At 36.1% G+C, this 15,207-nt stretch carries 12 protein-coding genes; 3 read left to right on the top strand and 9 right to left on the bottom strand.

From position 1 onward, the window contains the following. Position 1 precedes the first annotated feature (1 nt). The 4 genes from F0460_RS14680 to rimP all read right to left on the bottom strand — a co-directional run bounded on the left by F0460_RS14680 (position 2) and on the right by rimP (position 5,619). Complete coding sequence (locus tag F0460_RS14680; protein ID WP_150014567.1) at positions 2 to 676, bottom strand: zinc metallopeptidase; 675 nt, start codon at positions 674 to 676, stop codon at positions 2 to 4. 140 nt (positions 677 to 816) lie between these two features. Further along, positions 817 to 3,834, bottom strand: coding sequence for a translation initiation factor IF-2 (infB, locus tag F0460_RS14675; protein WP_150014565.1), 3,018 nt, complete (start codon positions 3,832 to 3,834; stop codon positions 817 to 819). Positions 3,835 to 3,887: 53 nt separating this feature from the next. Continuing rightward, positions 3,888 to 5,132, bottom strand: a complete 1,245-nt coding sequence (nusA, locus tag F0460_RS14670; protein WP_150014563.1) for a transcription termination factor NusA — start codon at positions 5,130 to 5,132, stop codon at positions 3,888 to 3,890. Positions 5,133 to 5,151: 19 nt separating this feature from the next. Then, entirely contained in the window at positions 5,152 to 5,619 is a 468-nt protein-coding gene (gene rimP, locus F0460_RS14665) for a ribosome assembly cofactor RimP (protein ID WP_150014561.1), read from the bottom strand. A 175-nt stretch (positions 5,620 to 5,794) separates the two neighbouring features. Between rimP and F0460_RS14660 the strand changes: the two genes are divergently transcribed. Then, a complete protein-coding gene (locus F0460_RS14660) occupies positions 5,795 to 6,619 on the top strand; it encodes a universal stress protein (RefSeq protein WP_150014559.1) in 825 nt (274 codons plus the stop codon). A 48-nt stretch (positions 6,620 to 6,667) separates the two neighbouring features. Here the strand turns inward: F0460_RS14660 and F0460_RS14655 are convergent, their stop codons facing one another. Then, positions 6,668 to 8,212 carry a glycine--tRNA ligase gene (locus F0460_RS14655; protein ID WP_150014557.1) on the bottom strand — a complete coding sequence of 515 codons (1,545 nt, stop codon included), beginning with the start codon at positions 8,210 to 8,212 and terminating at the stop codon, positions 6,668 to 6,670. A gap of 109 nt (positions 8,213 to 8,321) precedes the next feature. Here F0460_RS14655 and F0460_RS14650 point away from each other — a divergent pair, with 109 nt between their 5' ends. Together F0460_RS14650 and F0460_RS14645 are read left to right on the top strand one after the other, a co-directional pair. Next, positions 8,322 to 9,008 carry a ComF family protein gene (locus tag F0460_RS14650; RefSeq protein WP_150014555.1) on the top strand — a complete coding sequence of 229 codons (687 nt, stop codon included), beginning with the start codon at positions 8,322 to 8,324 and terminating at the stop codon, positions 9,006 to 9,008. Between the two features lie 45 nt (positions 9,009 to 9,053). Beyond that, positions 9,054 to 10,658: an Ig-like domain-containing protein gene (locus F0460_RS14645; protein WP_150014553.1), complete on the top strand. Its 1,605-nt coding sequence runs from the start codon at positions 9,054 to 9,056 to the stop codon at positions 10,656 to 10,658. 32 nt (positions 10,659 to 10,690) lie between these two features. Here the strand turns inward: F0460_RS14645 and F0460_RS14640 are convergent, their stop codons facing one another. The 4 genes from F0460_RS14640 to F0460_RS14625 all read right to left on the bottom strand — a co-directional run bounded on the left by F0460_RS14640 (position 10,691) and on the right by F0460_RS14625 (position 15,192). Then, the gene (locus F0460_RS14640; RefSeq protein ID WP_150014551.1) at positions 10,691 to 11,458 is read right to left on the bottom strand and encodes a nitrilase family protein; all 768 of its coding nucleotides are present in this window, start codon (positions 11,456 to 11,458) and stop codon (positions 10,691 to 10,693) included. A 30-nt stretch (positions 11,459 to 11,488) separates the two neighbouring features. Next, complete coding sequence (locus tag F0460_RS14635) at positions 11,489 to 12,304, bottom strand: hypothetical protein (protein WP_150014549.1); 816 nt, start codon at positions 12,302 to 12,304, stop codon at positions 11,489 to 11,491. A gap of 80 nt (positions 12,305 to 12,384) precedes the next feature. Continuing rightward, entirely contained in the window at positions 12,385 to 13,128 is a 744-nt protein-coding gene (locus F0460_RS14630) for a succinate dehydrogenase/fumarate reductase iron-sulfur subunit (protein WP_150014547.1), read from the bottom strand. A 63-nt stretch (positions 13,129 to 13,191) separates the two neighbouring features. Next, positions 13,192 to 15,192 (bottom strand): fumarate reductase/succinate dehydrogenase flavoprotein subunit, encoded by a 2,001-nt coding sequence (locus F0460_RS14625; RefSeq protein ID WP_150014545.1) that lies wholly within the window; start codon positions 15,190 to 15,192, stop codon positions 13,192 to 13,194. Positions 15,193 to 15,207 lie beyond the last annotated feature (15 nt).

Raw genomic sequence — 15,207 nt, 5'->3', positions numbered from 1 at the left:
GTTATTCTCTTCTTCCCATATAAATCATTAAATAGTATAGTAGTGTTCCGATTGATGACAACGCTGCTACAACATACGTACGTGCTGCCCATTTTAATGAATCTGATGCACCTGCATACTCTTCTCTTGTAACCATATTTTTAGTTTCCAGCCATTTTAACGCACGGTTACTTGCGTCGTATTCAACCGGTAACGTTATAATTGAAAATACAGTGGTTAATGCAAACAACACGATACCGATAAGTAATAATTGAGGAAATGTGTTAAGCAACAAAATACCACCAATTAAAGTGATTGAAATAAAGCGTGATGCGATATTTACCACAGGCACCAATTTAGAACGCATGGTTAACCAGCTGTAAGCGGTTGCGTGCTGTACAGCATGCCCTACCTCGTGTGCGGCTACGGCTGCAGCGGCTGCATTGCGCTGATTATACACTGCTTCACTTAAGTTAACGGTTTTGTCCATTGGGTTGTAATGATCGGTTAATCTACCTGGTGTAGAAATAACTTTTACATCATAAATTCCGTGGTCGTGCAGCATTTTTGTTGCAATCTCTGCACCGCTCATTCCGTTTCTTAAATGAACTTTTGAATATTTCTCAAATTTATTTTTTAGCTGCCAACCAACTAACCAGCTGGCAAGCATAATGATTCCCATTAATAATAATCCCATAATTCTGTTTTTTTAATGTATGCGTATTTATTTGTTAGATTCAATCAAACTTTAAGCCAAACAATTGCATCGGTTCAAAATCTGTCAAAATGACAAAAGGAGCCTTACGACTCCTTTTTATCTATTTAATGTAAATTCTATTATTTCAAAGTTTTCTTAACTTCAACTTCTTGGAATCCTTCAATAATATCGTATTCTTTAATATCGTTGTAGTTTTTAATCTGAATACCACAATCGTATCCTTTAGAAACCTCTTTTACATCGTCTTTAAAACGTTTTAACGCATCAAGAACACCTGTGTAAATTACAACGCCTTCACGAATTAAGCGGATTTTAGAGTTACGGAAGATTTTACCATCTGTAACCATACATCCTGCAATTGTTCCAACTTTAGATATTTTGAAAGTTTGACGAATTTCTGCTGTTCCGGTGATTTCTTCTTTCAATTCCGGTGACAACATTCCTTCCATTGCATCTTTAATATCATCAATTGCGTCGTAAATAATCGAGTATGTTTTGATATCGATTTCTTCTTTGTCTGCAATTGTTTTGGCATTACCCATTGGACGTACGTTGAAACCAATAATGATCGCATCAGAAGCCGAAGCCAACAATACATCAGATTCGGTAATTGCACCTACACCTTTGTGGATAATGTTGATTTGAATTTCGTCTGTTGATAATTTAGAGAACGAGTCTGATAACGCTTCTACCGATCCATCTACGTCTCCTTTTAAGATGATGTTCAATTCTTTAAATTCACCTAAAGCAATACGGCGACCAATTTCTGCCAACGTGATATGACGTTGTGCACGAACCGACTGCTCACGGATTAATTGTGTACGTTTTGCTGCGATTGCTTTTGCTTCACGCTCGTCTTCGAATACATTGAACTTGTCACCTGCTGTTGGCGCACCGTCTAATCCTAAAATTGATATAGGACGAGAAGGACCTGCCTCTTTTACAGAGTTTCCGCGTTCATCGTGCATTGCTTTAATTTTACCGTGATTTTTACCTGCTAACAAGTAATCTCCGATTTTCAACGTTCCGCTTTGAACCAAGATTGTTGATACATATCCACGACCTTTATCCAAGAACGCTTCTACAACGGTACCTACAGCTGCTTTGTTAGGATTTGCTTTCAACTCTAACATCTCTGCCTCTAACAATACTTTTTCTAACAATTCAGGAACACCTTGTCCGAATTTTGCCGAAATATCTTGTGACTGATACGTTCCTCCCCATGATTCAACAAGGAAGTTCATACCTGCTAATTTCTCTTTAATTTTCTCAGGATTCGCCGTTTGCTTATCTACCTTATTAATTGCGAAAATAATAGGCACACCTGCTGCTTGTGCGTGCGCAATAGCCTCTTTTGTTTGTGGCATAATATCATCATCGGCAGCAACTACAATAATTGCGATATCGGTAACCTGAGCTCCACGTGCACGCATTGCGGTAAATGCCTCGTGACCCGGTGTATCTAAGAAGGTAATTCTTTGTCCACTATCTAAAGTTACTCCGTAAGCACCAATGTGTTGCGTGATTCCACCAGATTCACCTGCAATTACGTTTGCTTTACGAACATAATCCAGTAACGATGTTTTACCGTGATCTACGTGACCCATCACCGTTACAATTGGTGCGCGTGGTAGTAAATCTTCCGGGCTATCAACATCCTCTACAATAGATTCTTCGATATCGGCAGTTGTAAACTGTACTTCGTATCCAAATTCATCTGCAACAATGGTTAATGTTTCAGCATCTAAACGCTGGTTCATGGTAACCATGATACCTAACGACATACATGTTCCGATTACCTGTGTAATTGGCACGTTCATCATTGTGGCAACTTCACCAACTGTTACGAATTCGGTAACTTTTAATATTTTTAAATCATCGTCAGCACGTGCTTCTTCTTCTTTTTTACGGTGAAGTTCACGTTTATCTTTACGATATTTCGCTGTTTTTGATTTGTTTTGTTTTCCTTGTAAACGCTCTAACGTTTCTTTGATTTGGTTTTTTACTTCCTCGTCTGTAGGCTCAACTTTTACAACCGGTTGGTTTCTGTTTCCAAAATTTTTGTTTCCGCCTGCATTGTTGCGGTTGTTAGGGAATTTAGAATTTCCACCTTGACCACCACGGTTTTGACCTGGCTGACCCGGACGGTTTTGACCACCTTGTCCTGGTGTACCTGGTTTATTGGCATTATTACCTGGTGCACCTGGTGTTCCCGGCGTACCTGGTTTTTCAATACGCTTGCGTTTGTTTTTGTTGTTTGCTGCGTTATTGTTTGCGCCACCTGGTTTTGCACCATCTTTCTTAGGCTCTTCTTTTTTCTTTTTAGGTTTGTTGAATTGAGATAAATCAATTTTTTGACCTGTAAAGGTAGTTCCCGAAAGTTTTTGGTAGTTTGTTTTTATGATTTCAGATTCTGCGCTTTCTTCAGTAGAAGTTGCTTCTGACTTATTTTCTGTTGATTCTACAGCTTTCTGTACCGGTTTGTCTGTTTCAGCCGGTGTTTCTTTCTGCGTTTCTTGTGCAGGTTTTTCCGTTTTTTCTGCTTCTTGTTTAGGAGCCGGTTTCGGTTTAGACTGCGCGTCTGCTTTTACTGCAGCAGGTGCTGTTTTTTCTGCTTTATCGGCAGTATTGTTTGATGCACTTAAAGGTTCTTTTTTGTCTTCTGAAGAATTTTTAGAATCGGCAGTCGGTGCTTTTTTAGAATTTGCATCTAAATCAATTTTACCAACTGTTTTTATAGAAGATACTTTAGCAGCTTTAGCTTTTATAACTTCTTGCTCGCGTTTTTCGTCTTCTTCTTTTTTACGTTTGTCGTCTTCTTCCTTCTTACGTTTTTCTTCTTCTCTTTTACGCTTTTCGTCTTCTTCTTTTTTACGCTTGTCTTCCTGCTCGCGTTCTAAACGCAATTCTTCTTTTTCTTTCTTTTTTTCTTCACTCACTTCTTTCGAAGCTTCTTTCTTCCCTTTATCTGCCGAAAACTGCTTATCTAACGCAGTGTATTCTGCGTCTGAAATTTTTGCGTTCGGAGAGGCCTCAATTTCAAAGCCCTTGGTCTTCAAAAATTCCACGGCTCTATCGAGAGAAATATTTAATTCTCTTAAAACTTTGTTTATTCTTATTATTCTATTTTCAGACATACGATCCTTTTAGTATATTTTTGTGCGTTGTGTTGTTGTTCTAGTGTGTTTAATTAGTCTTCAAATTCAGCACTTAAAATGTTCAAAACATCTTCTACTGTTTCTTCTTCTAAATCTGTTCTTCGGACCAATTCGCTTACACTGTGTTTTAATACGCTTTTTGCTGTATCTAAACCAATTTTTACAAATTCATCGATTACCCACGCATCGATTTCATCTGAGAACTCGCGCAACTCAACGTCGTCTTCTTCTAAAACCTGTGTTCCTTCTCTTATCACGTCTATTTCGTAACCAGTTAGTAAACTTGCCAATTTAATGTTTTGACCGCCTTTACCAATTGCTTTTGAAACTTCGCTGATATCTAACAAAACATTTGCACGTTTGCTTGTTTCGTTTATTGATATATTGTTTATTCTTGCTGGGCTTAATGCACGTTGAATATATAATTCTACATTGCTTGTGTAGTTAATAACGTCGATGTTTTCGTTTCCTAATTCGCGAACAATTCCATGAATACGAGATCCTTTTACACCTACGCAGGCACCAACTGCATCAATATTTTCGTTGTAACTGTCTACAGCTACTTTTGCTTTTTCGCCAGGAATACGCACTACCTTGTGAATGGTAATTATACCGTCTGCAATTTCAGGAATTTCTTGTTCGAACAATTTTTCCAAGAACAATTCCGATGTTCTGCTCATGATGATTTGCGGCTTATTGCCTTTCAATTCAACACTTTCGATAATTCCTTTAACCGTTTCGCCTTTTTTGAAATAATCTGATGGGATTTGTTTCTCTTTAGGTAAAATGATTTCTTTATTGTTTTCATCGATCAATATAACTGCTTTAGGACGCACGTGGCTTACTTCGGCTGCATATATCTCGTTCACCATGTCTTTAAATTGTTTGTAAAGATTGGTACTGTCGTGTTCTTGAATTTTTGTGATTAGGTTTTGACGCAATGCCAATATTGCACGACGACCTAATTGAAACAATTTAACTTCTTCAGAAACTTCTTCGCCCACTTCAAAATCTGGTTCAATTTTTTGTGCTTCTTTTAATGAAATTTCAGAGTTTTCGTCTTCAACCTCACCATTGGCAACAACGATTCTGTTTCTCCAAATCTCCATATCTCCTTTGTCAGGATTAATGATGATGTCGAAATTATCGTCTGACCCAAATCTTTTTTTCAATGCATTTCTAAAAACATCTTCTAAAATTGCCATAAGGGTAACTCTGTCAATATGTTTAAAATCTTTAAATTCAGAGAACGAATCAATTAATGCAATATTATCCATGAAATTATCTGTATTTTTTTTAAAATGATATAACTACTACTGCTTTTTTGATGCTAATGTACGGAATTTCAGCGTTTTTAACAACGGTTTCTTTACCCTTGCCTATTTTTTTAGGTTCGCGTGCTTTCCATTCTAATTTTACAGCTTCTTCGTTGGCATCAATCAACTTGGCTTCTATTTTATTGTCGTCATCGGTAGTAACTTCAATAGTTCTACCAATGTTTTTTCTATACTGTCGTGGGAATTTTAACGGTGCGGTTGCACCAGCCGAAGCTACTTCTAAAGAAAAATCCTGCTCTTCGCGGTCTAAATTGTGTTCTATGCTGCGGCTAACATCAATACAGTCTTGCAGCACAACACCGTGGTCGCCATCAATTACTACAGAAATCTTATAATCTGCCGAAATAGAAAAATCTATCAAAAAAAGCTCTGGATGTTCTGCCAAACCTTCTTCTAATAAATCTTTAACTTTACTTTTAAAATCCATCTTTTGTATAAAAAGAGGGGACAATTATGTCCCCTCATTATTTAGTTTAACAATAAATAACTTTGCAAATATACAAATTTTATTTAAGTAATTGATTTTTTTGGTTATTTCTGAATATTATAAGTATATTTATAAAATTAACACAAACATTTATTAACCTAATAAACCATACAAGATGAAAAAGATTTTAGTACCTACTGATTTTTCTGAACAAGCACATATTGCCTTAAGAGCTGCTGCTGGTATTGCAAGAAAATCGAGCGCTGAAATTATTTTATTACATATAATTGATTTGCCGCACGAAACTATGGACATGATTCAACCGGGTTACGACCTGCCTGAAATTATGTTTTTTAAAGAACATGCCGAAGCTAAATTATCACAAGCATCGTTATCTGAAGAATTAAGCGGTTTAAACGTTTCACAGATTTTAAAATTAGGGCGTACTTTTGACGAAGTTACCGAAGTTGCAAAAGCCAACAATATTGATTTAATTGTAATGGGATCGCATGGTGCCAGCGGTTTTAAGGAATTGTTTATAGGATCGAACACTGAAAAAGTAATCCGTACATCGAACATTCCGGTATTGGCAATTAAAGGAGACGAAACCGAAGTGAGTTTTGACAAAGTTGTTTTTGCAAACGATTTTACAGAAGAAACTGCAAAAGGTTTTCAAAAAATTGTTGATTTCTTAAAATTAAACGGATCTACTCCGCACTTTTTAATGGTGAATACGCCGAATAATTTTAAACCAACTCATGTTGCAGAAGCAATGGCGCACGAGTTTTTAAAACAATATAATTTAGACAATTACGAATTTTCTATCTACAACGATTTAGATATTGAAAAAGGAATTTTAAATTTTGCAGAACGCGTTAACGCCGATTTAATTGCAATGGGAACACACGGCAGAAAAGGTTTTGCCCGATTGTTAAACGGAAGCATCAGCGAAGATTTAATGAACCATTCGCCAAGATCTATTATTACTTTTAAGTTATAGCATAAAAAAATCGCCTTAAAGGCGATTTTTTTATTTCTTGTTTTTATATTATTTCATTCGTTGCAACCAGTTGCGCATAGAAACTTCTTCATTAATGATATTTCGCAATTCGGCAATAGAAACACGATCTTGTTTCATGGTATCACGGTGGCGAATTGTTACGGTTTTATCTTCTAATGTTTGGTGATCAACTGTGATACAAAAAGGTGTTCCCAATGCATCTTGGCGACGGTAACGGCGACCAACTGCATCTTTTTCATCGTAAGCCACATTGAAATCCCACTTCAACTCTTCAATAATTTCACGGGCAACTTCCGGCAATCCGTCTTTTTTTACCAATGGCAAAACAGCTGCTTTTGTTGGTGCTAAAACACTCGGTAATTTTAAAACCGTACGTGTTGATCCGTCTTCCAACGTTTCTTCTTGTAACGATTTTGAGAAAACCGATAAAAACATACGATCCAATCCAACCGATGTTTCTACCACATACGGCACATAAGATGAATTTGTTTCGTTATCGAAAAACTGCAGTTTTTTACCTGAATGTTGTTCGTGCGCTTTTAAATCGAAATCGGTACGCGAGTGAATTCCTTCCAATTCTTTAAATCCAAACGGGAAATTAAATTCAATATCTGCTGCTGCATTTGCATAATGTGCCAATTTTTCGTGGTCGTGAAAGCGATAGTTTTCTTTCCCTAAACCTAACGACAAATGCCATTTTAAACGCGTTTCTTTCCAATATTCGTAATAGGTCATTTCTTCGCCCGGTTTTACGAAAAACTGCATTTCCATTTGTTCAAACTCGCGCATACGGAAAATAAACTGACGTGCCACAATCTCGTTACGGAACGCTTTACCAGTTTGTGCAATTCCAAACGGAATTTTCATACGTCCGGTTTTTTGGACGTTTAAAAAGTTCACGAAAATTCCCTGTGCGGTTTCTGGTCGTAAATACAAATCCATCGCTGTATCAGCCGATGCACCTAATTTTGTTCCGAACATTAAATTGAACTGACGAACATCGGTCCAGTTTTTAGAACCTGTTTCCGGATCAGCAATTCCCAATTCTTCAATCAAGGCTTTTACATCTTCTAAATTCCCTGAATCTAATCCAGACGCCATTCGTTCTAAAATTTCTTTCTTTTTTGAAAGATATTCTACAACGCGCGGATTTGTAGTAATAAATTCTTCTTCATTAAAAGCATCGCCAAAACGACCTTTTGCTTTTTCGATTTCTTTTTGAGCCTTTTGCCACAATTTCTCGCAGTAGTCTTCGATCAAAACATCGGCTCTATATCTTTTTTTAGAATCTTTATTGTCAATTAACGGATCGTTAAAGGCATCAACGTGCCCGGAAGCTTTCCATGTGGTTGGATGCATAAAGATAGAAGCATCGATCCCCACAATATTTTCGTGCATCTGTACCATTGATTTCCACCAGTACTCACGAATATTCTTTTTTAATTCTACTCCGTTTTGCGCGTAATCGTAAACAGCGCTTAAACCATCGTAAATTTCGCTCGATGGAAAAATATATCCATACTCTTTTGCATGCGAAATTACATTTTTAAAAATATCTTCTTGTTTTGCCATAATGCAAAAATACTAAAATTGCAGTTTGTTAAAGTTTGTAAAACAAATAGTTGTAAAATATTGTTTTTTTATTGTATATTAACGCAAAGGTACATAAAATGTGTTGGTAATGTGGGCAATTATCGATGTTTTTGATTTATTTTATCCGCATCTTTGTTATGGTTGCGATGAAGTTCTGCATGGCAGGAATGATATTCTGTGCAGCAATTGTTTGATTGGTTTGGATTTTATTCCGCCAGCTGTAAACAACAATACAGAAATGAAACGCCGTTTTTATGGTAAACTTTTGGTTGAACATTGTTTGGCTACTTTGTATTTTTCTGAAGAAAGCATTGTTCAGAAATTACTGCACGAACTAAAGTATAAAAATCAGCAGAAAATCTCTACCTTTTTTGCTACGCTGACTTTACAGCACTTAAAAAATCATGTTGTTTTTAGCTGGGTTGATTTTATTGTTTGTATTCCGCTGCATAAATCGAAAGAGAAAAAACGCGGGTACAATCAGTTAGATGGTTTTGGGAAGGAATTGAGCAAGCAGATAAAAGTTCCTTTTTATAAAGATTATCTTATTAAAACATCGAAAACCAATACGCAAACCAAGAAAAGTATGTGGCAACGCGCCGAAAGTAAAAGCGAGTTTATTGTAAATGCGAAATATCAAGATCTAAAAAACAAAAACATTCTGTTGATTGATGATGTTATGACAACGGGGTCTACTTTAGAAATTGCGGGTAAGTGCATCTTAAAAAATTCGACCAACAAAATAAGCATATTAACTATGGCATATACACGGTAAAAAAATCAAATAAAAATAGTTACTTTGCAGGGTAAATTTAAGTTGATGAGATTTTTAAGATATTTTAGTTTTTTCCTTATACTAACATTAGTGCTGTTTACAAACTGTGCGAAACGCGGAACCATTACCGGCGGATTGAAAGATACGCTGGCACCCGTTATTTTATCGACCAATCCGGAAAATTTCAGTACGCATTTCAAAGAAAAAACCATTCAGATAAATTTTGACGAATATGTTAAGCTGAACAAGGTTAACCAGCAGCTGATTATTTCGCCACCAATGGATACACAGCCCGAAATTACACCAATGGGCTATCCAAGTAAATTTATAAAAATCAAGATTTTTGATACGCTTAAAGCAAATACAACTTACAGTTTTAATTTTGGCGAAAGTATTCAAGACAATAACGAGGGAAATCCGTACACTAACTACAAATACGTTTTTTCTACGGGAGATTATATCGATTCATTAAAACTGACCACCAATTTTGAAGATGCTTACAGTAAAAAATCAAAAGGTGCTGTGAATGTACTGCTTTATGAAACCGAAGGTTTTAACGATTCTACAATCTACAAGAAAAAACCGTTGTATGTGGCAAGTGCAAAAGACAGTCTTTCAACCGTTGATTTGGAAAATTTGAAAAGTGGCAGTTATTACCTTGTTGCTTTACAGGAAAAAAGTAGTAATTATAAGTTTGATCCAAAATCAGATAAAATAGGTTTTCATCCAAAACCAATTACATTGCCAACAGACAGTGTTTATAGCATAAAATTATTTAACGAAGCCAAGCAGACAACGGCTTATCGTCCGTCGTTGGTTAGTCAGAACAAATGGTTGGCTGCTTATGAAGGCGACACCAAAAACTTAAAAGTAACTGCTTTAGGGAACAATAAACCAATTGCATCGCGCTTTCAAAAAGTTCCAGGTAAAGATTCTATTTTTATATTTACTCCAATTGAGAAGTACGATTCGCTTCAGTTTAAGTTCAAAACAACAGATTACGAGAAAATTCATACGGTTACGCAACGAACCGTAAAACCAATTGATACGCTGCAAATTAAATTTACCAAAAGTGGATCCATTCAGTTTAGAGATACCATTTCGTTTACAACGAATACACCTTTTAAAAATATTTCCAACGATTTAATTCAGGTAATTGGTAAAGATTCACTTCAAATTCCGTTTACTATTAGAACCGATTCGTTAAACAATATGGTTAAGATTTTGTTTGATAAGGTGGAAGATGAAAAATACACTGTGTTTTTAAAACCAAACAGCGTGACCGATTTTTATGACACCGCCTTAAAAACCGAGATGATTCAGCGTTTCCAAACCGGAAAACTAACCGATTACGGAAATATTTCGTTTACACTTTCGGGAACGGTAAACTACCCTATTATTTTTGAACTGTTGACTAAAGATGAAAAGTTGTACGATTACCTATATATAACAGAAGAAAGTTCAATAGAATTCCGAGCCATTGAACCCGATAAATATTTTATACTGATTATTGAAGATGCTAACGGCAATAAAAAATGGGACACCGGAAGTTATCTTGAAAAACGCCAACCCGAAAAGGTTATTAACTTTCAAAAAGAATTTGACATAAGAGCCAATTGGGAATTAAACGAAACATTGGTTATGCCATAAAACTAAAAAACCTTCCAAAAATCTGGAAGGTTTTATTTTATTTCGAAATCGTCTGCATCATTTAAAAAAGCAAATTTTTGTCGAGCAGTTTGTAAAGGATCTTTTTCAAGCTCTGTTATGTAAATCTGCTCATTAATAAGTGGTTTAACAATATATTTTCCCATGAAATCGATAGCTTGTGAATGTCCTGAATATTCTACTCCATTTGGATCAGTTCCGCAACGGTTTACTGCCACAACATAACTCATATTTTCAATAGCACGGGCTTTTAGCAATGCATCCCAAGCATCAATTCTACGATCAGGCCACGAAGCTACATAAACCAGTAAATCGTAGTTTTCATTGACAATTCGAGAGAAAACCGGAAATCTTAAATCATAACAAATCAATAAATAAATATTCCAGCCTTTGTAAGAAACAATTAGTTTTTCATCACCCGATCTATAGACTTTTTCTTCGCCAGCTAATGTAAATAAATGTCGTTTATTGTAGGTTTTGTAAGATCCGTCGGGAAACACAAAAAACAAGCGGTTATAATAATTGTTATCTTCTTTTACAACCCAGCTTCCTGTAATTGCCGTTTGTTTATCTAAAGCTAATTTTTGAATAATTTGTAAGGTCTCGCCTTGTTCTTCTTCGGCAACCATTTCCGGATTCATGGTAAAACCGGTAGTAAACATTTCGGGTAAAAAAATAAGGTCAATATCATTCGGTAAATTCAAGATTTTATCTTGAACATACTCTAAATTTGCTTGTTTATCTTCCCAAATGGTATCGAATTGTATTAAGGCTGTTTTCATACTATTAAAGGTATGAAATAATGAATAAATTTAATTTGAAAACTGTTTTAATTTTTTACCTACGTAAGTAAACATATACCGAAATTTTGCATTGTAAGCCATAGAACGACCATCAACTATTGAAAGTTCTTTTCTATTCTCTTTCGCGTAGTTTGAAACCTCTTCCATTAATTCTTCTTCTCCTTTTTTATACTCTTTGTATTCTGCTGATTTCTTATCACAAAGCTTATCAAGATAGGCAATGTATTTTTCATTTTTAGGTGCAAGAATCTTTAAATATGGAAAAATTTGTTTGTCTTTATTAAACGAGAAAAATCTCATATAATATGATTTATCACTATCTTTCTGCTTTACGTAAAAATACAATTCGTCGTTTAAAGATCCGTTTCTACCAAGATTTATATAATAATTTGCATACATAACAACATAGTCATCAACCCTTGGTATTTGAAACATTGTTACAGGTTCTTTATCTTTTACCTCTAATGATTTTCTTTCGAATTTATATACATTAATACGATCGAAACGAGTAGGTTCTTCACCAGAAAAAACAACATAATTTATTTTATTTGCAGGTATTTCAACATAATTCTCCGTTCCTTCGGCTTTAAACAAAATTACATCTGCTTCTACGTCTCCATGTCTAAAAAGTTTAGGATCTAACGTTAACATACGTTTCCCTACATTTGAAACTTTGTTGTTTTTGATATAGCCTGTTTTTGTGGTATTGTCGTTCATATACACCATGGCTTGCTCAGGAATTTCCTCGTTCGCTTTCCAGTATATAAATTGTGAATTAGCACTAATGGACAATAGTGCAATAATGAATAGATAAAAGTTTTTCATAAAAGTTGTTTAAATTTTCGCTAAAATAGAAAAATCCGAACATAAGTCCGGATTTTTCTACTAAAATATTTTATATCTGATTATTTAACAGAAGCTGCAAAATATTCACGGTTCATACGTGCAATGTTTTCTAAAGAAATTCCTTTAGGACATTCTACTTCACAAGCTCCGGTGTTAGTACAGTTACCAAAACCTTCGTTATCCATAGCTTCAACCATGTTTAATACGCGTTCTGTAGCTTCTACTCTACCTTGTGGTAACAAAGCAAACTGAGAAACTTTAGCTGAAACGAACAACATAGCAGACGAGTTTTTACAAGTTGCCACACAAGCACCACAACCAATACAAGTAGCAGCATCGAACGCTTTGTCTGCATTGTCTTTACGAATTGGCAATGCGTTAGCGTCTTGCGTGTTTCCTGATGTATTTACAGAAACGAAACCACCTGCATGCTGAATACGATCAAAAGATCCGCGATCAACAACTAAATCTTTAATTACAGGGAATGCTTTTGCGCGGAATGGTTCAATATAAATAGTATCGCCATCTTTAAACTTACGCATGTGCAACTGACAAGTTGTAATACCGCGATCTGGTCCGTGTGCTTCACCATTAATAAATAAAGAACACATACCGCAAATACCTTCACGACAATCGTGATCGAATGCTACTGGATCATCACCTTTTTCTACTAATTCGTTATTTAAAACGTCTAGCATTTCAAGGAATGACATATCAGGTTCAATACCGCCGATTTTGTAATCAACCATTTGACCTTTGTCTTTTGCGTTTTTTTGACGCCAAATTTTTAATGTAAGATTCATCTGATTCGAATTTTTACAAAAGAGTAAGATAAAAGACGTTAACCTTTCATCTTTACTCCAATATTATTTATAACTACGAGTTACCATTTTAATGTTTTCATATACTAAAGGTTCTTTGTGAAGAACTGCTTCACGAGGATTTCCTTTGTATTCCCAAGCTGCAACGTAAGAGAAGTTTTCATCATCGCGTTCTGCTTCACCTTCTTCAGACTGATGCTCTTCGCGGAAATGACCTCCACAAGATTCTTCACGTTGTAATGCATCTTTTGCGAACAATTCACCTAATTCCAAGAAATCGGCAACGCGTAATGCTTTCTCTAATTCTTGGTTGAATGAATCCGCCGTTCCTGATACTCTAACGTTTTTGTAGAAATCTTCACGTAAAGCTGCAATTTCGTCCATAGCTTCGTTCAAACCTTGTTCGTTACGAGCCATACCCACTTTGTTCCACATGATTTTACCTAATTTCTTGTGGAAGTAGTCAACCGAATGTGTTCCTTTATTGTTCATAAAATGATCAATCATTGAACGTACATTGTTTTCTGCTTCTACGAATTCAGGTAAATCAGTAGAAATTTTTCCTGTACGGATATCATCTGCCAAATAATCACCAATAGTGTAAGGCAATACAAAGTATCCGTCTGCCAAACCTTGCATTAAAGCCGAAGCTCCCAAGCGGTTTGCACCGTGATCAGAGAAGTTTGCTTCACCAATACAGTAACATCCTTCAACTGTTGTCATTAAGTTATAATCAACCCAAACACCACCCATTGTATAGTGAACCGCAGGGTAAATCATCATTGGGGTTTTGTACGGATCCTCGTCTACAATTTTGTAGTACATTTGGAATAAGTTTCCGTATTTGTTTTCAACCACTTTCTGTCCTAAATCGTAAACCAATTTCGAATCATTTTCATCTAAATGGTGAATACGAGCTTGTTCTTTACCGTAACGGTCAATTGCAGCAGCGAAATCTAAATAAACAGCTTCACCAGTTGCATTTACACCGAAACCTGCATCACAACGTTCTTTAGCAGCACGCGACGCAACGTCACGAGGCACCAAGTTACCGAACGATGGGTAACGACGCTCTAAGTAGTAATCTCTATCTTCTTCAGCTAAATCGGTAGGTTTCTTTTTACCTTCACGAATTGCCTGTGCATCTTCTAATTTTTTAGGAACCCAAATACGACCATCGTTACGTAATGATTCTGACATCAACGTTAATTTCGATTGATGATCACCTGTAACCGGGATACATGTTGGGTGAATCTGTGTGTAACAAGGGTTTGCAAAGTAAGCACCACGTTTGTGAGCTTTCCAAGCTGCTGTTACGTTAGATCCCATTGCATTGGTTGAAAGGAAGAAAACGTTTCCGTAACCACCTGTTGCGATAACTACTGCGTGTGCAGAGTGACGTTCGATTTCACCAGTAACCAAGTTACGAGCAATAATTCCACGTGCTTTACCATTCACAATTACTAAATCTAGCATTTCGTGACGGTTGTACATTTTTATTTTTCCACGACCAATTTGGCGGTTCATTGCAGAGTAAGCTCCTAACAATAATTGCTGACCTGTTTGACCTTTAGCGTAGAATGTACGTGAAACCTGTGTTCCACCAAATGAACGGTTATCTAACAAACCACCGTACTCACGTGCTAACGGCACACCTTGCGCCACACATTGGTCGATAATGTTTACAGAAACCTCAGCCAAACGGTGAACGTTTGCTTCACGTGCGCGGTAATCGCCTCCTTTTACTGTATCGTAAAATAAACGGTAAATAGAGTCACCATCACCAGCATAATTTTTTGCTGCATTGATACCACCTTGTGCTGCAATAGAGTGTGCACGACGTGGTGAATCTTGGTAACAAAAAGCTTTAACGCTGTAACCTAATTCTGCCAATGTAGCTGCGGCAGAACCACCTGCTAAACCTGTACCAACGATAATAACGTCGATATTTCTTTTATTGGCAGGGTTAACTAATTTAATATGATCTTTATAATCGGTCCATTTTGATGAAATAGAACCTTGAGGAATTTTATTATCTAATGCCATAATCAATCTTCTTTA

The organism is Paenimyroides baculatum (genome assembly GCF_008629655.1).
Classification (GTDB): Bacteria; Bacteroidota; Bacteroidia; order Flavobacteriales; family Flavobacteriaceae; genus Flavobacterium; species Flavobacterium baculatum.
The sequence above is the reverse complement of the archived record's forward strand: the minus strand, read 5'-3'. Positions and strand labels throughout refer to the sequence as shown.

Coding starts and splice junctions, on each gene's coding strand:
- F0460_RS14680 (WP_150014567.1), bottom strand. CDS start 676: ATGGGATTATTATTAATGGGAATCATTATGCTTGCCAGCTGGTTAGTT.
- infB (WP_150014565.1), bottom strand. CDS start 3,834: ATGTCTGAAAATAGAATAATAAGAATAAACAAAGTTTTAAGAGAATTA.
- nusA (WP_150014563.1), bottom strand. CDS start 5,132: ATGGATAATATTGCATTAATTGATTCGTTCTCTGAATTTAAAGATTTT.
- rimP (WP_150014561.1), bottom strand. CDS start 5,619: ATGGATTTTAAAAGTAAAGTTAAAGATTTATTAGAAGAAGGTTTGGCA.
- F0460_RS14660 (WP_150014559.1), top strand. CDS start 5,795: ATGAAAAAGATTTTAGTACCTACTGATTTTTCTGAACAAGCACATATT.
- F0460_RS14655 (WP_150014557.1), bottom strand. CDS start 8,212: ATGGCAAAACAAGAAGATATTTTTAAAAATGTAATTTCGCATGCAAAA.
- F0460_RS14650 (WP_150014555.1), top strand. CDS start 8,322: ATGTGGGCAATTATCGATGTTTTTGATTTATTTTATCCGCATCTTTGT.
- F0460_RS14645 (WP_150014553.1), top strand. CDS start 9,054: ATGAGATTTTTAAGATATTTTAGTTTTTTCCTTATACTAACATTAGTG.
- F0460_RS14640 (WP_150014551.1), bottom strand. CDS start 11,458: ATGAAAACAGCCTTAATACAATTCGATACCATTTGGGAAGATAAACAA.
- F0460_RS14635 (WP_150014549.1), bottom strand. CDS start 12,304: ATGAAAAACTTTTATCTATTCATTATTGCACTATTGTCCATTAGTGCT.
- F0460_RS14630 (WP_150014547.1), bottom strand. CDS start 13,128: ATGAATCTTACATTAAAAATTTGGCGTCAAAAAAACGCAAAAGACAAA.
- F0460_RS14625 (WP_150014545.1), bottom strand. CDS start 15,192: ATGGCATTAGATAATAAAATTCCTCAAGGTTCTATTTCATCAAAATGG.